Below are 16,561 nucleotides of genomic sequence, written 5' to 3' on the forward strand. Positions count from 1 at the left end.
GAGGAGTCACGGCGATGGCCGAACACACCAGCTCGAGCATCACGATCGAGGCGGCACCCGCCGAAGTGATGGGAGTGATCGCCGACTTTGACCGCTATCCGGAATGGACCGGCGAGGTCAAGGAGGCGGAAGTCCTCGACAAGGACGACCACGGCCGCGCGGCGCAGGTGCGCCTGCTGCTGGACGCCGGAGCGATCAAGGACGACCACACCCTCGCCTACACCTGGACCGGTGAGAGGGAGGTCAGCTGGTCCCTGGTCAAGTCGCAGATGCTGCGCGCCCTCGACGGTTCCTACCGCCTGGCCGCACTGGGCAACGGCGCGCGCACCGAGGTGACCTACCAGCTCACCGTCGACGTCAAGATCCCCATGCTCGGGATGATCAAGCGCAAGGCGGAGAAGGTCATCATCGACCGTGCGCTGGCCGGGCTGAAGAAGCGCGTCGAGAGCGGTCCGGCCGAGCACGCCGCCGGGTCCGAGCACGCCGCCGGGTCCGCCGCGACCGGGTCCGCCGACGAGGCCAAGAAGCTCTGAGCGTGCGCACCGTCCTCGTCACGGGCTCCGGCGGCGCGGGCCGCACCACGCTCGCCGCCGCGACCGCCCTGGCCGGCGCCCGCCGGGGCGCTCGGGCGCTCCTGCTCACCACCGAGAGCAGCGCCCCGGAAGCGGTGCTGGGCACCCCCCTCGGCGCCGACGCCCGCACCCCGATAGCACCCGGCCTGCACGCCCTGCGGATCGACCCCGGCGACCGCTTCCGCCAGGAATTCCTCGCCTTCCAGGAGCGGGCCGGCGCGGTCCTGGACCTGCTCGGCGCCGGCCCCCTCGACGAGGACGAACTCACCGAACTCCCCGGCTCCGAGGACTTCGCGCTGCTGCACGCCCTGCGCGCCGAACACGCCTCGGGCGACTGGGACATGGTCGTCGTCGACATGCCCTCGGCCGCCGAAACGATCCGGCTGCTCGCCCTGCCGGCCCAGGTACGCCGCTATCTGCGCCGCCTGCTGCCGCCCGAACGCCAGGCGGCCCGCGCACTGCGTCCGGTGCTCGCGCAGCTCGCCGGTGTCCCGATGCCGGCCCAGAAGCTCTATGACGCCGCCGAGCGCTGGGAGAGCGAACTCGCCGCCGTCCAGCGGGCGATCGACGACCCCGGCACGTCCGTACGCCTGGTCACCGACGCCGGACCGGTCGCCGCCGCCAACCTGCGCACCATCCGGGCCGGCCTGGCGCTGCACGGCCGGCGCACCGACGGTGTGGTCGTCAACCGGCTGCTGCCCACCGGCTCGGCGGACCCGTTCCTCGCCGCGCTCTCCGGCAGCCAGCAGACGGCCCTCAAGGCGCTGCGCGAGGAGTTCCCCGACATCCCGGTCCACGAGGTGGCGCACCTGGGCCGCGACCCGCAGGGCGTCGACGAGCTGGACGGGCTGATCGACGGGCCCGACGCCGGGCTCCGCGCGGCGGGACCCGACGACGGGCCCCGCCCGGACCCCTGGACCGTCGAGGACCGGCTGGCCGCCGACGGCATCCTCGTCTGGCGGGTGCCGCTGCCCGGAGCCGAACGCAAGGGCCTCGGCCTGGTGCGCCGCGGTGACGAGATCGTGGTCAGCGTGGGCCGCTTCCGGCGGATCCGTACGCTCCCCTCCGCGCTGCGCCGCTGCACCGTCTCCGGCGCCGGGCTGCGCGACGGCTCCCTGGAGATCCGCTTCACCCCCGATCCGGACCTGTGGCCCAAGAGCGACTGAACGCGCTACCACCGTTCGGGTACCGTCGAGGGTGGGCCCCGCCCCGGGGTGCCGTCCCGCACCCCTTCGCCGTACCGCCTCGCCGCAGGAGTCACGGAGTTCCCCATGAGTGATGCCACCGAGCGCCCCGCCGACCGCAGGGCCGAGCCCGATGCCGACGCCTGGGAGACGGCCTGCGCCGAGGACCTCGCGGCCGAGAAGGCCCGGCACCGCACCGCCCACGGCCCGCAGCCGGGCAGCGCGGCCGAGGAGCTGCGCAAGCTCGCCGACGCGGTGACCGACAAGCTCTCCGGCATCCAGCTGCCCGGCGCGCTCGGCGGCATCGCCGCGCAGGGCGCCGTCAGCCAGCTGTTCAAGCAGGCCAAGGCGGCCGTCGAGCCGGTCATCGAGCGCAACCCCGACCTCTTCGACCACCTCGCCGCGGCCGGCTCCGAACTGCTCGCCGCCTACCGCTCCGCCGTCGAGACCAGCGAACGCCGCTGGACCCGCGACGACCTCGACGAAGGCCCCGCCGCCCGCCGCGGCGACGACCCGCGCGACGACGACGGCCCCACCGGCACCGAGCGGATCGACCTCGACTGAGTCCCCGCGGCACGGCCTCGCACCACCGGGCGGCCGCCCGGGCCCGCCGCCTGACGGGCACGGCCGGCGCCCCCGCCTCCGGTACGGTGGGTCCTGGCGGGGTTCGAGCGAAAAACTGAGGGACACATGGGACTCACCATCGGCGTCGACATCGGCGGCACGAAGATCGCGGCCGGCGTGGTCGACGAAGAGGGCTCGATCCTTGAGACGTGCAAGGTTCCGACTCCGCATGCCACCGACGCGCTGACCGAGGCCATCGCGGACGCGGTGCGGACCGTCGGGGCCGGCCACCCGGTCGAGGCCGTCGGTATCGGCGCCGCCGGCTATGTCGACGAGAAGCGCGCCACGGTCCTGTTCGCACCGAACATCGACTGGCGCCACGAACCGCTCAAGGACAAGGTCGAACAGCGCGTCGGCCTCCCCGTGGTCGTCGAGAACGATGCCAACGCCGCGGCCTGGGGCGAGTACAAGTTCGGCGCCGGGCAGGGCCACAGCGACGTCATCTGCATCACGCTCGGCACCGGCCTGGGCGGCGGCATCATCATCGGCAACAAGCTGCGCCGCGGCCGCTTCGGCGTCGCCGCCGAATTCGGGCACATCCGGATGGTGCCCGACGGCCTGCTCTGCGGCTGTGGCAACCAGGGCTGCTGGGAGCAGTACGCCTCCGGCCGCGCCCTGCTGCGCTATGCCCGCCAGCGCGCGTTCGCCACCCCCGAGAACGCCCAGATCCTGCTGTCGCTGGGCGACGGCACCTCCGAGGGCATCCAGGGGCGGCACGTCAGCGAGGCCGCCCGCCAGGGCGACCCGGTCGCCATCGACTCGTTCCGTGAACTGGCCCGCTGGGCCGGGGCCGGCCTCGCCGACCTCGCCTCGCTCTTCGACCCGTCCGCCTTCATCGTCGGCGGCGGCGTCTCGGACGAGGGCGAGCTGGTCCTGGAGCCGATCCGCAAGTCCTTCCGCCGCTGGCTGGTCGGCAACCAGTGGCGGCCGCACGCCCAGGTGCTCGCCGCCCAGCTCGGCGGCAAGGCGGGGCTGGTCGGCGCGGCCGACCTCGCGCGCCAGGGCTGAGGGCCCGCGGGCCCACACGCCTGCTCATCCGTAACGGCACCGCCCGTCGCGTCCCCCAGGGGTGCGGCGGGCGGTGCTCTATCTTGGCCCGCGTGACGATCCCGGTGAGAGGACCCGCCGCCGTGCTCCGGCTTCCCGACTCCCGTACCGAGCCCGACGGTACGGCCGTGATCCGGGTGCTCAGCTACAACATCCGCTCGATGCGCGACGACCGGGCGGCGCTGGCCAGGGTCATCCGGGCCTGTGCTCCCGATCTCGTGCTGGTCCAGGAGGCGCCGCGGTTCTTCCGCTGGCGCAAGGCCGCCGAGCGGCTGGCCCGCGCGGCCGGTCTGGTGTACGTCACCGGCGGCGCCACCGCCGCCGGACCGATGATCCTGTCCACCCTGCGCGCCCACGTGGAGCGCACGGAGGACGTCCTGCTGCCCCGCACCCCCGGACTGCACCAGCGCGGTTTCGCCACCGCCGTGGTGCGGATCGGCGGTGCCCGCCTCGGTGTGCTCAGCTGCCACCTCAGCCTCGCCGCCCGGGAGCGTGACGAGCAGGCCGGGCTGCTGCTGGAGCGGCTGGCGGCCCTCGGCGTGCCGTACGCCGTGGCCGGCGGCGACCTCAACGAGCGGCCGGACGGCGGGAGCTTCCGGCGGCTGGCGGGGGCGCTCACCGATGCCTGGGCGGTACGGCCGTGGGGCGGGGAGCTCACCTCCACGCCCCGTGACCCGCATCAGCGGATCGACGCGATCTTCACCACGCCGGGCGTGGAAGTCCTCGGCTGCGGTGTGCCGCACGGTCTGCCGGGGGTACGGGAGAGCGACCTCACCGCCGCGACGGACCATCTGCCGGTGCTGGCCGCACTGCGGGTGCCGGCCGGGGGCTGACTCACACCACCGCGCCGCTGCCCGGCAGATCGTTGTCGTCCTCGTCGTCGTTCTTCATCCGCGCCACCAGGGTGGCGAACCCGCCGAGGAAGCCGCCGATGCCCAGGAGCGAACTCCACCACGTCACCGGCTGCTGCAGCAGCACCATGACCACCAGCAGCAGGGGACCGCCGAGCACCGCGATCCAGGCGAACTTGGCGGTCACATCGGTCTCCGGCAGCGGCGGGGGCTCGGGCGGGGTGAAGTGGCCCTCGTCGGTCTCGTCGAAGTCGTTGTCGGACGGCTCGGAAGGGGACCAGTTGCGGGGGCCGATGCCCGGCGCGAAGACGACGAAGCTGCCCGGACGGAGGACGTCGCCCTTGCCGTCGCCGGCCTTGTCCTTTTCCGGGTCCTCTGCTTCCGGGTCCTCTGCTTCCGGGCCTTTTGCTTCCGGGCCTTTTGCGGAGTGCTCTGCGGAGTTCTCCGGGGCTGCCTTCCCGGTGTCTTCCGCGGCGCTCTCCTCGGGGGCGTCCTCGGGGCCGTCCCCGGCGCTCTTCGAGCCGCCCTTGCCCGCCGGTTCGTCCGTGCCGTCGTCGCCGTCGCCCGGGGGGAAGGACGGCTGGTCGCCGTAGCCCGCCACGATCTCGGCCCAGGCGGCCTCTTCGTCCAGCGGGTCCCGGGGGTCGCGGGGGCTACGCTCCGCCACTGGCCGCCGTCCCCTCCGAAGCCGCGTCCGCCCGCGCGTGCGGCGCGAGCCGGGTGAGGAAGGCGAACGTCTCCCGGAAGATCTGCTCCGCGTCGTGGTCGAGGGTGGCGACGTGGTAGCTGCGCTCCAGGAGCGTCTGCCGGACGTCCGTCGAGGACACCCGGCTCAGGATGCGTGCGGAGTCCCCCGGCGGGACGACATGGTCCTGCGGGCTGGTCATCACCAGCAACGGCTGGGTGACGCCGGGGAGTTCGGAGTCGACCTGCTGGAAGAAGCGGCGCACCGAGTGCGCGGCGTGCAGCGGCACCCGGTCGTAGCCGATCTCCACCGCCCCGGGCTTGGCGATATCGCTCGTCAGCCCCTTGGTCGTCCGGACGAGATGGCGCAGTACCGGCAGCAGCGGCCCGGCCGCGTCGTGCACCCTGTTGGCGGGGTTGACCACGGCCACCCCGCTGATGGCGTCGCCGTGTTTGGCGGCCAGCCGCAGCGCCAGCGCGCCGCCCATCGACAGGCCGCAGACGAAGACCGAGGAGCAGCGCTCGGTCAGCGCCCGCAGCTCGCGGTCGACCTCGGCGTACCAGTCCTGCCAGGTCGTGATCTGCAGATCCTGCCAGCGGGTGCCGTGACCGGGCAGCAGCGGCAGACTGACCGTGAGTCCCCGGTCGGCCAGATATTCGGCCCAGGGGCGTACGGACTGGGGGGAGCCGGTGAAGCCGTGGCACACAAGGACGCCGACCTCTCCGCCGTCACGGCGGAACGGCTCGGCTCCGGGAAGGAGCGGCACCGGGGGACTCCGATCGATGAGGGGACCTGGCGAGTTACCCCAGGGTACGCAAAGTGACGGCGGGCGGATAGGTCCGGCGGCAGCCGCGGCGCGAGGGGGGCACCGGGGCAGGTTAAGGTCTTTGCGTCACACACAGGAGGCAGTCGGTTGATCTACGGCGCAATGAAGTTTTCCATCGGCGGGTCGCTGAAGCTTGCCTTCAGGCCCTGGGTGGAAGGCATCGAGAACATTCCCGCCGAGGGCCCGGCGATCCTCGCGAGCAACCACCTGTCCTTCTCGGACTCGTTCTTCCTGCCCGCGGTGCTCGACCGCAAGGTCACCTTCATCGCGAAGTCGGAGTACTTCACCTCCCCGGGGGTCAAGGGCAAGCTGACCGCCGCGTTCTTCAAGGGCGTGGGCCAGCTGCCGGTGGACCGCTCGGGCGGCCGGGGCGCGGGCGAGGCGGCGATCAAGAGCGGTATCGAGGTGCTGGAGCGCGGTGAGCTGTTCGGCATCTACCCGGAGGGCACCCGCTCCCCGGACGGCCGGCTCTACCGCGGCAAGCCGGGCGGTCTGGCGCGGGTGGCGCTGGCCACCGGGGCACCGGTCATCCCCGTGGCGATGATCGACACCGAGAAGGTGCAGCCGCCCGGCAAGATCGTGCCGAAGATGATCCGGCCGGGCATCCGCATCGGCAAGCCGCTGGACTTCACCCGCTATCAGGGCATGGAGGGCGACCGCTTCATCCTGCGGTCGGTCACCGACGAGGTCATGTACGAGATCATGAAGCTGTCCGGCCAGGAGTACGTCGACATCTACGCGACCGCGGCCAAGCGGCAGATCGCCGACGCGGCGAAGGCCGAGGCGGCGCAGGCCGAGGCACAGAAGAAGGCCGAGGCGGAGCGGGCCAAGAAGGCGGCCGCCGAATAGACGGGCAGGGCCGAGACCGGGCGTGACCACGCCCGGCAAGGGGGACGGCAATGACGGACACGGATACGGGCACGGATACGGGCACCGGCATGACGGGTGCCGCCATGGCCGCCAGGCGCCACGGCAAACGCCCTCCGAAGGTGCTGCGGATGTCCGTCGAGCTCCCGCTGTGGCGCGCGCTCACCGGCTACCGGATCCTCACCCTCGTCTACACCCTGTGCCTGGTCGCGCTCTCCTACCGGCAGTACGCCCATCCGCTGGGCGCCGCCGCCTACATGGGCGCCCTGACCGTCTGGACGGCGCTGACCTGGCAGCGCACCACCTCGGCGGAGCGCTGCACCCGGCACTTCCTCGTCGCCGATCTCGGCTTCGCGGTCGGCGGCATCCTGCTCACGCTTGTGGTCGACACCCACGCCCGCATCATGGACGGCGGGCCGACGCTGCCGTCCATCTGGACGGCGGGTGCGGTCCTGGGCTTCGCGATCAAGGGCGGCTGGCGCTGGGCGGCGGTGGCCTCCAGCATCGTGGCGGTGGCCAATCTCGTCGAGCGCCAGGAGCTGGCCCGCGACACCATCCACAACGTGGTGCTGGTGTGGGTGGCCAGCGTCGGCCTCGGCTATGTCGTCGAGGTGGCCCGTTCCAGTGAGCGCACCCTCGCCCGCGCCCTGCAGATCGAGGCCGCCACCCGGGAGCGGGAGCGGCTGGCCCGCGACATCCACGACAGCGTGCTGCAGGTGCTGGCGATGGTGCAGCGGCGCGGTGCCGAGATCGGCGGCGAGGCGAGCGAACTCGGGCGGATGGCCGGTGAGCAGGAGGTCGCGCTGCGGACCCTGGTCGCGGGCGGGCTGGTGTCGCCGCCCGCGCTCCGGGTGACGGTGCCGCACCAGGCCGGTGCGGGAGCCGGGGAGTCCGCCGCGGCATCCGCCCTGGCCGTGCCGGCGGCGCCCGGTGACGGACCGTGTGACGTCCGGGCGCTGCTCGCGCCGTACGCGGGCGCCGGTGTCACCTTCTCCGAACCCGGTGCCCCGGTCGCGCTGCCGCCCGCCGCGGCGGCCGAACTCGCGGCCGCTGTCAGTGCCGCGTTGGACAATGTGCGGGTGCATGCGGGGGCGAAGGCCCACGCATGGATCCTGGTGGAGGACGAACCGCACGCGGTGATCGTGACGGTCCGCGACGACGGCCCCGGCATCCCCGAGGGCCGGCTCGCGGACGCCGAGCGCGAGGGCCGTCTGGGGGTGGCGCTGTCGATCCGCGGCCGGCTGCGCGACCTGGGCGGCAGTGCGGAGTGGATCTCGGTCCCCGGCCAGGGCACGGAAGTGGAGTTGACGGTCCCCAAGGGCGGTGCGCCCGAGGGCGGAAAACGGGGGAAGGGCGGAGCGTGAGCGAGCAGGGGCTGAAGGTCATGGTGGTCGACGACCACCCGATGTGGCGGGACGCGGTCGCACGGGATCTGGCGGAGGCCGGGTGCGAGGTGGTCGCGACGGCCGGTGACGGCCTCCAGGCGGTGCGCAGGGCGCAGGCCGCGGCGCCAGATGTGCTGGTCCTGGACCTCAATCTGCCGGGGCTGCCCGGTGTACGGGTGTGCCAGGAACTGGTCGGTGCCAACCCGGCGCTGCGGGTGCTGGTGCTGTCCGCGAGCGGGGAGCACGCCGATGTCCTGGAGGCGGTCAAGTCCGGGGCGACCGGCTATCTGCTGAAGTCGGCGAGCACCGGCGAGCTGCTGGACGCGGTGCGGCGCACGGCCGCCGGTGATGCGGTGTTCACCCCGGGCCTGGCCGGTCTGGTACTCGGCGAGTACCGCAGGCTGGCGACCGAACCGGCCCCGGCGACGCCGGACGATCCGGGCGCACCCCAGTTGACGGACCGGGAGACCGAGGTGCTGCGCCTGGTCGCCAAGGGGCTCTCGTACAAGCAGATCGCCGAGCGGCTGGTGATCTCGCACCGCACGGTGCAGAACCACGTCCAGAACACCCTCGGCAAGCTCCAGTTGCACAACCGCGTGGAGCTGGTGCGCTATGCGATAGAGCGCGGCCTCGACGAGGCGTGAAGAGTGGCACCGGCGAGGCGTGCAGCGCGGCCCCGGCGAGGAGTGACCGGCGCGCTCGCCGTCCGCCCCGGCCGCCACCCGGAGGGATCCGCTCGTACGGGTGAACGCCCCCTGCCAACTCGCCGGTAAATCACGGACATCGCCGTTTGTCCCATCCCGGAGTGACCCAGATCACCATTAGCGTGACCGGCGTCGGCTCACACACGGCCGTGCGCGGCCACTGTCGGGAGGTAGGTGAAGCAGCGATGCGGGTCGGAGTACTGACCGGCGGCGGCGACTGCCCGGGTCTGAACGCAGTGATCAGGGGGGTCGTCCGCAAGGGCACCCAGGAGTACGGATACGAGTTCGTCGGCTTCCGGGACGGCTGGCGCGGGCCGTTGGAAAACGACACGGTTCCGCTGGACATCCCGGCGGTGCGCGGCATCCTGCCCCGTGGCGGCACCGTCCTCGGCTCCTCGCGGACCAACCCCTTCAAGGAGAAGGACGGCGTCCGCCGGATCAAGGAAACGCTCGCCAAGCAGGAGGTCGAAGCGCTGATCGCGATCGGCGGCGAGGACACCCTCGGCGTCGCCGCCCGGCTCTCCGGCGAACACGCCATCCCCTGCGTCGGCGTCCCCAAGACCATCGACAACGATCTCTCCGCCACCGACTACACCTTCGGCTTCGACACCGCCGTCGGCGTCGCCACCGAGGCCATCGACCGGCTGCACACCACCGCCGAATCCCATATGCGGGTACTGGTCGTCGAGGTGATGGGCCGGCACGCCGGCTGGATCGCGCTGCACTCCGGGCTCGCCGGCGGGGCGAACGTCATCCTCATCCCGGAGCAGCGTTTCGACATCGAGCAGGTCTGCCGCTGGATCGACTCCCGCTTCAAGGTCCGCTACGCCCCGATCGTGGTCGTCGCCGAGGGCGCGATGCCCAAGGACGGCCAGATGGTGGTCAAGGACGACTCCACCGACTCCTTCGGCCATGTCCGGCTGTCCGGGGTGGGGGAGTGGCTGGCCAAGGAGATCGAGGCGCGTACCGGCAAGGAGGCGCGCACGACGGTCCTCGGGCACACCCAGCGCGGCGGCACGCCCAGCGCCTTCGACCGCTGGCTGGCCACCCGCTTCGGGCTGCACGCCATCGACGCGGTCCACGACGGCGACTTCGGGAAGATGGTCGCGCTGCGCGGTACGGACATCGTCCGGGTGCCGATCGCGGAGGCGACCGCACAGCTGAAGATCGTCGATCCGGCGCGCTACGCCGAGGTCGGTGTGTTCTTCGGCTGAGCCCGGCCGTCGCGGCCGCCCGTCCGCCGTAACCCGGCGTGACCCGGCACCCGTGACCCGCCGCCTCCCGCCGCCGTCCCGGTCTCCGGGCGGCACCCGGAGGCAAGGGGCCGTATATTCGCGGTATTCGCGGTATTCGCCGCATTCGGCACCAGCGAATATCCGGCCCCTCGCCCCTGGGCGCGGGCGCACCACCGGCGGGAGAACCGGGAGAGCTCGTGGAGATCGTCGCCTTCGGGGTGCAGGCCGATGAGCGGCCGTACCTGGAGAAGGCCTTCGCCGGCCGCCACCAGGTCCGCAGCCTGGATGTCTTCCTCAACCGCGACACCGCGCCCATCGCACGCGGCTACGAGATCGTCAGCTCCAGCGTCAACGCCGATCTGGGCGCGGACATCCTGCAGGCCCTCGCGGCCGGCGGGACGAAGCTGATCGCCCAGCGCTCCACGGGCTTCAACAACATCGATCTGGAGGCCGCGGCCGACCTCGGGATGAGCATCGGCCGGGTCTCCTCCTACTCCCCCTACGCGGTCGCCGAATTCGCCTGGGCGCTGGCGCTGGCCGTCAACCGGCGGATCGTCCGGGCCACCAACCGCACCCGTAACTTCGATTTCCGGCTGGACGGCCTGATGGGCCGCGATCTGCGCGGGCGGACGGCGGGGGTGCTCGGCACCGGCAAGATCGGCGAGGCGTTCACCCGGATCGCCCACGGCTTCGGGATGAACCTGCTGGGCTGGGACCTCTCCGAGAACCCGAGCTGCGTGGAGCTGGGCATGCAGTACGTCCCCCGGGAGCGGCTGCTGGCCGAGGCGGATCTGATCACCCTCCACCTCCCGCTGGTGGACGGGACCCGGCGGATCGTCGACGCCGCCGCGCTGGCCGCGATGAAGGACGACGCGATCCTGGTCAACTCCAGCCGCGGCGGGCTCATCGACACCGAGGCCCTGGTCGGCACGCTCAAGGCCGGCCGGCTCACCGGTGTCGGCTTGGACGTCTACGAGGAGGAGGCCAAGTTCTTCTTCTTCGACAAGTCCCTGGACATCATCGACGACGACACCCTGGCCCGCCTGATGACCTTCGGGAACGTGCTGGTCACCTCGCACCAGGGGTACTTCACCGAGGACGCGGTCGGCCAGATCGTCGCGGCCACCGTGGCCAACGTCGAGGACCACCTGGCCCACCGCACCAACGAGAACATGCTGGTCACACGAGGACAGCTGCCAACAGCTGCGCGGTGACCGAGGCGCCGTCCAAGGTCAGCACCGACTCCGGGTGGAACTGCACTCCGGCAAAGCCCGGGCCGCGCAGCGCATGCACCTCACCGCTGACCGCGTCCCGGCTCAATTCCACGCGGTGCATGGCGAGTTCGGCCGCCGTGGTGTCGTCGCAGCGGGCCGTGAAGGTGTTGTAGAAGCCGACGGTCTCCGGGCGGCCGAAGAAGTCGATCCGCTCCTGCGCGCCCTGACAGGGCACCTCCTTGCGGACCAACTCCAACCCCAGCTCGACGGCGAGCAGTTCATGCCCCAGGCAGACCCCCAGAAGGCCGTCGTGGTGCCCGGCGACCAGCTCGGCGGTGAGCGACCGCAGGAAACGCATCCTGGGGTCGGCGGCGTCCGACGGGTTTCCCGGCCCCGGGCCCAGCACGATGGGGCCCCGGTGTGCGCGAGCGGCCTCGCGCAGCCCCGGCTCGTCGAAGCGGCGCACCGTGACGTCCAGCCCCGAGGTGCGCAGCAGATGCGCCAGCATCGCGGTGAAGGTGTCCTCCGCGTCGATGACCAGTGCGTGCCCGCTCAGCTCGGCGATCGGCGCGGTGGTCTGCATCCGCAGCCAGAAGGGCGCGAGGCCGGTGCGGCGGGCATCCAGCGCGGCCTGCACCCGGGGGTCGTCGGCCAGTCGCTTCCTTCGGTCCCCGGCCGCCGGCCGGGAGGGCGCCGGCCGTACCCCCAGCGCGCTCAGCACCCCCGCGGCCTTCGCGTGCGTCTCGGCGACCTCGCTGCGCGGGTCGGAGGCGCGGACGAGCGTGGCGCCGACCGGCACCCGCAGCCGGCCGTCCGCGGAGATGTCGGCGGTGCGGATCAGGATCGGCGAGTCCAGCGTCTGCGCGCCGCCCGCGTCCCGGCCGATCAGCGCCAGCGCCCCCGCGTAGTAGCCGCGGCCCCGTCCGCCGGCGTCCGCCGGCTCGTACCGCTCGATCACCCGGCAGGCGTTCTGCACCGGCGACCCGGTGACCGTCGCCGCGAACATCGTCTCCTTCAGCACCTCGCGCACATCGAGGGTGGACCGGCCGCGCAGTTCGTACTCGGTGTGCGCGAGGTGGGCCATCTCCTTGAGCCGGGGCCCGATCACCACCCCGCCCTTGTCGCCGACGGTGCACATCATCTTCAGTTCCTCGTCCACCACCATGGACAGCTCCTCGGCCTCCTTGCGGTCATCGAGGAACGCCAGCAGGCTCTCGGCGGTGGGGCCGCCCTCCGGGTAGCGGTAGGTGCCGCTGATCGGGTTCATCACGACCGTCCCGGCCGCCCGCCCGCCGTCCCCGGGCCCGAGCGGCCCGTGCTCGCCGGGCCCGCCGGTCATCCGGACGTGCACCTCGGGGCTGGCGCCGACCAGGGTGCGCACCCCGGGGCGGTGCACCACATACGTCCAGTACGCGCCGCGCTCACCGGCCAGCAGCCGCCGGAACAGCGCCAGCGCCCCGGCCGCCGAGAAGTCCTCGATCGTGCCCTCGAAGGTCCTGCGGATGACGAAGTTCGCGCCCTCGCCGGTACCGATCTCGTCCCGCACCACCCGCCCGACGATCTCGGCGTAGGCGTCGTCGTCCACGTCGAACGCCCCGTCCTTCACCCGTACCTCCTGCGCGGGCAGCGCCGCCAGCACCTCGTCGAGCGGCAGCTCCGCGCTCTCGCGGGGGCGCAGCACGGCCAGCGGCGTGCCGTCGTCATGGGCCCGGAAGCCGCGCTCGCGGATCTGCCGGAACGGGATCAGCGCGAGCGCATCGGTCACCGGCGCGTCCGGCACCCCCTCGCCCAGCGGGATGTCGGCCAGGTGCCCGACCTCGTCGACCTCACCGATCAGCACCTCGACGGTGGGGGCACCTCCCGCTTGAGCGAAGCCGGGAGCGGGGGAGGCCGCCTCCCGCCCGGGCGTGCGGCGGTGCAGCAGGGCGAACGGCGGGCAGGCGGGGTCGAGCAGCCGCCTGACGAGTGCGGCGGCGTCCGGGCGGGCGGCGGGGGGCTCGCGGTGCATGACGGGGTTCCTTCCAGGAGAGGAGGAACGGCCGCCGCAAAAGGCTGAAGGCCGCCCCTCGGGCGGCCTTCGCGAAAGTGTGTGGTGTGCGCGCGAATCAGTGGGCCGCCGGATGAGCGGTCCACCACCAGTTGCTGTTGAGCGCCGGTCGCGTGCACATGAGGGGAACCCTACCGGACCGTCCGAGTGCAGTGCGTCTCAAAGTCCGGATACCGGGACGGACAGTCTCCCGGGACCCCGTAATGTGGGCGGTGTGACCGTGAACGCTGAAACCCACGCCGGTGGCCACACCTGGCGAGACCTGCCCGCGGCGCAGCAGCCTGACTGGCCGGACCAAAAGGCTCTGCGCGATGTGATCGCGGAGCTCGAGTCCTATCCGCCGCTCGTCTTCGCGGGCGAGTGCGACCAGCTGCGCGAGCGCCTGGGAGCGGTCGCCCGTGGTGAGGCGTTCCTGCTTCAGGGCGGCGACTGCGCGGAGGCCTTCGACGCCGTATCCGCCGAGCACATCCGTAACAAGCTCAAGACGCTCCTCCAGATGGGCGCCGTCCTGACCTACGCCGGGTCCGTCCCGGTGGTCAAGGTCGGCCGGATCGCCGGCCAGTACAGCAAGCCGCGCTCCAAGCCCACCGAGACCCGCGACGGGGTGACGCTGCCGACCTACCGCGGCGACTCCGTCAACGGCTTCGAGTTCACCGAGGCGGCCCGGATCCCGGACCCCGAGCGGCTCAAGCGGATGTACCACGCCTCCGCGGCGACCCTGAACCTCGTGCGCGCCTTCACCACGGGCGGCTACGCCGACCTGCGGCAGGTGCACGCCTGGAACCAGGACTTCGTGAAGTCCTCGCCCTCCGGACAGCGCTACGAGGCGCTGGCCCGCGAGATCGACCGCGCGATGAACTTCATGAACGCCTGCGGGGTGGACCCGGAGGAGTTCCGCACCGTCGAGTTCTACGCCTCCCACGAGGCGCTGGTCCTGGACTACGAGTCGTCGCTGACCCGCGTCGACTCGCGCACCGGCAACCTCTACGACGTCTCCGGCCACATGGTCTGGATCGGCGAGCGCACCCGTCAGCTGGACGGCGCGCACATCGAGTTCGCCTCGCGCATCCGCAACCCCCTCGGCGTCAAGCTCGGCCCGACGACGACGCCGGAGGACGCGCTGACGCTCATCGAGCGCCTCGACCCGGAGCGGGAGCCGGGCCGGCTGACCTTCATCACCCGCATGGGAGCGGACAAGGTCCGCGAGAAGCTCCCCGAGCTGGTCGAGAAGGTCACCGCCTCCGGCGCGCAGGTCGCCTGGATCTGCGACCCGATGCACGGCAACACCTTCGAGGCGGCCTCCGGTCACAAGACCCGGCGCTTCGACGACGTGCTGGACGAGGTCAAGGGCTTCTTCGAGGTCCACAAGAGCCTCGGCACCCACCCGGGCGGCATCCACGTCGAGCTGACCGGTGACGACGTCACCGAGTGCGTGGGCGGCGGCGACGAGATCTTCGTCGACGACCTCCACCAGCGCTACGAGACCGCCTGCGACCCGCGGCTCAACCGCAGCCAGTCGCTCGACCTGGCCTTCCTGGTGGCGGAGATGTACCGCGACCAGTGAGCCGGTCGGCCGCTGACCTGCGCTGACGGGCAGGGGCACAACGAAAGTGGGGCGCGGATCCTGTGATCCGCGCCCCACTGCGTTGTGCAGCCCCCGCCGAGGCAGGTAAGGTAAGGGTTACCTCACCCAAGATCAGCCGGATGGATGAGGTGACTCCACGGAAGGTGAAGCCGCGTGTACGTCTGCTCCTGCTTCGGGATCACCGAGCAGCAGGTCCGTGAGCACGCGGACACGGGCGCCTGCACGCCCCGGCAGATCGCCTCCGCCTGCAAGGCCGGTACCGACTGCGGCGGCTGCGTCCGCCGCATCCAGTCCCTGCTCGGCCGGGGCTCCTGCCCCCGCCGGGAGCTCATCGACAGCGGTGCGCCCGAACCGCTGGGCGCGGAGGCGGACGCCGTGGAGCCCGCGGCGCTTTCGGAGGCCGCGTAGCCCTCAGGGCCGACGAGGGCCTTTCGCCGCCGCTCCGGGCCGGGCGGAGGATGGGCATCCGGCCGCTCGCTCAGCTCGGCTGCTCGATGAGCTGGGCGATGTAGAGCGCTTCTCCGAGCTTCTCCACCAGCTCCAGCTGGGTGTCGAGGTAGTCGATGTGGTGCTCCTCGTCCGCGAGGATGTCCTCGAAGATATTCGCCGAGGTGATGTCGCCCTTGTTGCGCATGAGCTCGATACCGCGCTTGAGGCGGTCGATGGCCTCGACCTCGATCTGCCGGTCGGCCTGGAACATCTCCGTGACGGTCTGGCCCACCCGTACGTGGAACAGCCGCTGGTAATTCGGCAGAGCTTCGAGGAAGAGAATCCGGTCCGTCAGGATCTCTGCATGCTTCATCTCGTCGAAGGACTCTGAGCGGGTGTACTTCGCGAGCTTCGTCCAGCCGAAGTTCTCCTGCATCTTGGCGTGCAGGAAGTACTGGTTGATCGCGGTGAGCTCGGCGGTCAGCTGCTCATTGAGGAATTCGATGACCTCGGGGTCGCCCTGCATGGCTGCGGGCTCCTTCCACGCGAGAACTGGGCAGGTGCCGCATCCTCGCACCGCCCGGAGCAGGGCGTCCAGTAAGTGCACGCTTAGTGCGAGTTGCCCCAATCCCTCTCTCCCTGGTCATCGGCACCCCTTCCGGTCTGACAACATGGAGGGCATGGGTCAGCCGGAAAGCCGCGAAGAGGAGCAACCCCAGCTGCCTCCGGGGCAGCGGTTGCAGCGGGGCTGGCCGGTGACGCATTACGGTCCGGTGCCGAAGTTCCGCGCCGAACGCTGGGAGTTCCGGGCTTTCGGTGCCACCGCCGACGGCGCCAAACACTGCTGGTCGCACGAGGAATTCACGGCGCTGCCGTACGCCACGGTCGTTGCCGATATGCACTGCGTAACGAAATTCAGCATGCTGGGAGCCGAATGGGGCGGAGTGCGCACCCAAACGATCCTCGAACTCGCACCGCCCGCCCCCGATGTCACCCATGTCATGGTGTGGGCCGAGTACGGCTTCAGTTCGAATGTGCGGATCGAGGATTTCGCCGCGGAGAATTGCCTCTTCGCCACGCACCGCTCGGGTGAGCTCCTGACCGCGGAGCACGGTTTCCCGGTCCGCCTGATCGTTCCGCAGCTGTACGCCTGGAAAGGCCCCAAGTGGGTCCGCGGCGTCGAGTACATGCGGGCCGACCGCCGCGGCTTCTGGGAGGAACGCGGCTACCACAACCTGGGCGACCCCTGGCGGGAGCAGCGCTACTCGTACCAGGAAGAGCCCGGGGACGGCCCCGAGCTCTGATC

The 16,561-nt window shown here is 71.7% G+C and carries 17 protein-coding genes; 13 read left to right on the plus strand and 4 right to left on the minus strand.

All coding sequences use genetic code 11. The annotated features are described in order from the left end of the window. The first annotated feature begins 14 nt into the window (after window positions 1-14). The 5 genes from ACGFR7_RS15890 to ACGFR7_RS15910 all read left to right on the plus strand — a co-directional run bounded on the left by ACGFR7_RS15890 (window position 15) and on the right by ACGFR7_RS15910 (window position 4,260). Window positions 15-533, plus strand: a complete 519-nt coding sequence (locus tag ACGFR7_RS15890; RefSeq protein WP_393318669.1) for an SRPBCC family protein — start codon at window positions 15-17, stop codon at window positions 531-533. 2 nt (window positions 534-535) lie between these two features. After that, complete coding sequence (locus tag ACGFR7_RS15895) at window positions 536-1,738, plus strand: ArsA family ATPase (protein WP_393318672.1); 1,203 nt, start codon at window positions 536-538, stop codon at window positions 1,736-1,738. Window positions 1,739-1,843: 105 nt separating this feature from the next. Further along, complete coding sequence (locus ACGFR7_RS15900; RefSeq protein ID WP_393318675.1) at window positions 1,844-2,320, plus strand: DUF5304 domain-containing protein; 477 nt, start codon at window positions 1,844-1,846, stop codon at window positions 2,318-2,320. 126 nt (window positions 2,321-2,446) lie between these two features. Further along, window positions 2,447-3,388 (plus strand): ROK family glucokinase, encoded by a 942-nt coding sequence (locus ACGFR7_RS15905; protein ID WP_393318680.1) that lies wholly within the window; start codon window positions 2,447-2,449, stop codon window positions 3,386-3,388. A gap of 122 nt (window positions 3,389-3,510) precedes the next feature. After that, window positions 3,511-4,260, plus strand: a complete 750-nt coding sequence (locus ACGFR7_RS15910) for an endonuclease/exonuclease/phosphatase family protein (RefSeq protein WP_393319388.1) — start codon at window positions 3,511-3,513, stop codon at window positions 4,258-4,260. Window position 4,261: 1 nt separating this feature from the next. On the opposite strand, the gene ACGFR7_RS15915 is transcribed toward ACGFR7_RS15910, so the two are convergent. Continuing rightward, on the minus strand, window positions 4,262-4,945 hold the full coding sequence (locus ACGFR7_RS15915; protein WP_393318683.1) for a hypothetical protein: 684 nt from the start codon (window positions 4,943-4,945) through the stop codon (window positions 4,262-4,264). Further along, window positions 4,932-5,729, minus strand: coding sequence for an alpha/beta hydrolase (locus ACGFR7_RS15920; protein WP_393318686.1), 798 nt, complete (start codon window positions 5,727-5,729; stop codon window positions 4,932-4,934). Before ACGFR7_RS15920 ends, ACGFR7_RS15915 begins: the two co-directional genes overlap by 14 nt. Before the next feature lie 162 nt (window positions 5,730-5,891). Between ACGFR7_RS15920 and ACGFR7_RS15925 the strand changes: the two genes are divergently transcribed. From ACGFR7_RS15925 to ACGFR7_RS15945, 5 genes are all read left to right on the plus strand, one after another. Further along, a complete protein-coding gene (locus tag ACGFR7_RS15925; protein ID WP_088797274.1) occupies window positions 5,892-6,638 on the plus strand; it encodes a 1-acyl-sn-glycerol-3-phosphate acyltransferase in 747 nt (248 codons plus the stop codon). A gap of 104 nt (window positions 6,639-6,742) precedes the next feature. Then, a complete protein-coding gene (gene macS, locus ACGFR7_RS15930) occupies window positions 6,743-8,020 on the plus strand; it encodes a MacS family sensor histidine kinase (RefSeq protein WP_393319390.1) in 1,278 nt (425 codons plus the stop codon). A gap of 20 nt (window positions 8,021-8,040) precedes the next feature. Beyond that, entirely contained in the window at window positions 8,041-8,685 is a 645-nt protein-coding gene (locus tag ACGFR7_RS15935; protein ID WP_393319393.1) for a response regulator, read from the plus strand. A gap of 245 nt (window positions 8,686-8,930) precedes the next feature. Next, window positions 8,931-9,959 (plus strand): 6-phosphofructokinase, encoded by a 1,029-nt coding sequence (locus ACGFR7_RS15940; RefSeq protein WP_393318689.1) that lies wholly within the window; start codon window positions 8,931-8,933, stop codon window positions 9,957-9,959. A gap of 218 nt (window positions 9,960-10,177) precedes the next feature. After that, window positions 10,178-11,194 carry a 2-hydroxyacid dehydrogenase gene (locus ACGFR7_RS15945; RefSeq protein WP_393318692.1) on the plus strand — a complete coding sequence of 339 codons (1,017 nt, stop codon included), beginning with the start codon at window positions 10,178-10,180 and terminating at the stop codon, window positions 11,192-11,194. Here the strand turns inward: ACGFR7_RS15945 and ACGFR7_RS15950 are convergent. Continuing rightward, window positions 11,160-13,202 carry an anthranilate synthase family protein gene (locus ACGFR7_RS15950; RefSeq protein ID WP_393318695.1) on the minus strand — a complete coding sequence of 681 codons (2,043 nt, stop codon included), beginning with the start codon at window positions 13,200-13,202 and terminating at the stop codon, window positions 11,160-11,162. The genes ACGFR7_RS15945 and ACGFR7_RS15950 overlap by 35 nt on opposite strands. Before the next feature lie 253 nt (window positions 13,203-13,455). Here ACGFR7_RS15950 and ACGFR7_RS15955 point away from each other — a divergent pair, with 253 nt between their 5' ends. Together ACGFR7_RS15955 and ACGFR7_RS15960 are read left to right on the plus strand one after the other, a co-directional pair. After that, window positions 13,456-14,805, plus strand: a complete 1,350-nt coding sequence (locus tag ACGFR7_RS15955) for a class II 3-deoxy-7-phosphoheptulonate synthase (RefSeq protein ID WP_393318698.1) — start codon at window positions 13,456-13,458, stop codon at window positions 14,803-14,805. A 174-nt stretch (window positions 14,806-14,979) separates the two neighbouring features. Next, window positions 14,980-15,234, plus strand: coding sequence for a (2Fe-2S)-binding protein (locus ACGFR7_RS15960; protein WP_350250438.1), 255 nt, complete (start codon window positions 14,980-14,982; stop codon window positions 15,232-15,234). Between the two features lie 70 nt (window positions 15,235-15,304). Here ACGFR7_RS15960 and bfr read toward each other — a convergent pair whose 3' ends face one another. Beyond that, window positions 15,305-15,781 carry a bacterioferritin gene (gene bfr / locus ACGFR7_RS15965; RefSeq protein WP_393318701.1) on the minus strand — a complete coding sequence of 159 codons (477 nt, stop codon included), beginning with the start codon at window positions 15,779-15,781 and terminating at the stop codon, window positions 15,305-15,307. 145 nt (window positions 15,782-15,926) lie between these two features. Between bfr and ACGFR7_RS15970 the strand changes: the two genes are divergently transcribed. Continuing rightward, window positions 15,927-16,559 carry a sulfite oxidase-like oxidoreductase gene (locus tag ACGFR7_RS15970; RefSeq protein ID WP_393318704.1) on the plus strand — a complete coding sequence of 211 codons (633 nt, stop codon included), beginning with the start codon at window positions 15,927-15,929 and terminating at the stop codon, window positions 16,557-16,559. Window positions 16,560-16,561: the final 2 nt, after the last annotated feature.

Origin of the sequence: Streptomyces sp. NPDC048516 (assembly GCF_043199875.1) — a bacterium.
Lineage (GTDB): Bacteria > Actinomycetota > Actinomycetes > Streptomycetales > Streptomycetaceae > Streptomyces.

Excerpts from the sequence above, each read along its gene's own strand:
- ACGFR7_RS15940 (WP_393318689.1), top strand. The coding sequence starts at position 8,931 with ATGCGGGTCGGAGTACTGACCGGCGGCGGCGACTGCCCGGGTCTGAAC.
- macS (WP_393319390.1), top strand. The coding sequence starts at position 6,743 with ATGGCCGCCAGGCGCCACGGCAAACGCCCTCCGAAGGTGCTGCGGATG.
- ACGFR7_RS15970 (WP_393318704.1), top strand. The coding sequence starts at position 15,927 with ATGGAGGGCATGGGTCAGCCGGAAAGCCGCGAAGAGGAGCAACCCCAG.
- ACGFR7_RS15925 (WP_088797274.1), top strand. The coding sequence starts at position 5,892 with ATGAAGTTTTCCATCGGCGGGTCGCTGAAGCTTGCCTTCAGGCCCTGG.
- ACGFR7_RS15890 (WP_393318669.1), top strand. The coding sequence starts at position 15 with ATGGCCGAACACACCAGCTCGAGCATCACGATCGAGGCGGCACCCGCC.
- ACGFR7_RS15950 (WP_393318695.1), bottom strand. The coding sequence starts at position 13,202 with ATGCACCGCGAGCCCCCCGCCGCCCGCCCGGACGCCGCCGCACTCGTC.
- bfr (WP_393318701.1), bottom strand. The coding sequence starts at position 15,781 with ATGCAGGGCGACCCCGAGGTCATCGAATTCCTCAATGAGCAGCTGACC.
- ACGFR7_RS15935 (WP_393319393.1), top strand. The coding sequence starts at position 8,041 with ATGGTGGTCGACGACCACCCGATGTGGCGGGACGCGGTCGCACGGGAT.
- ACGFR7_RS15905 (WP_393318680.1), top strand. The coding sequence starts at position 2,447 with ATGGGACTCACCATCGGCGTCGACATCGGCGGCACGAAGATCGCGGCC.
- ACGFR7_RS15900 (WP_393318675.1), top strand. The coding sequence starts at position 1,844 with ATGAGTGATGCCACCGAGCGCCCCGCCGACCGCAGGGCCGAGCCCGAT.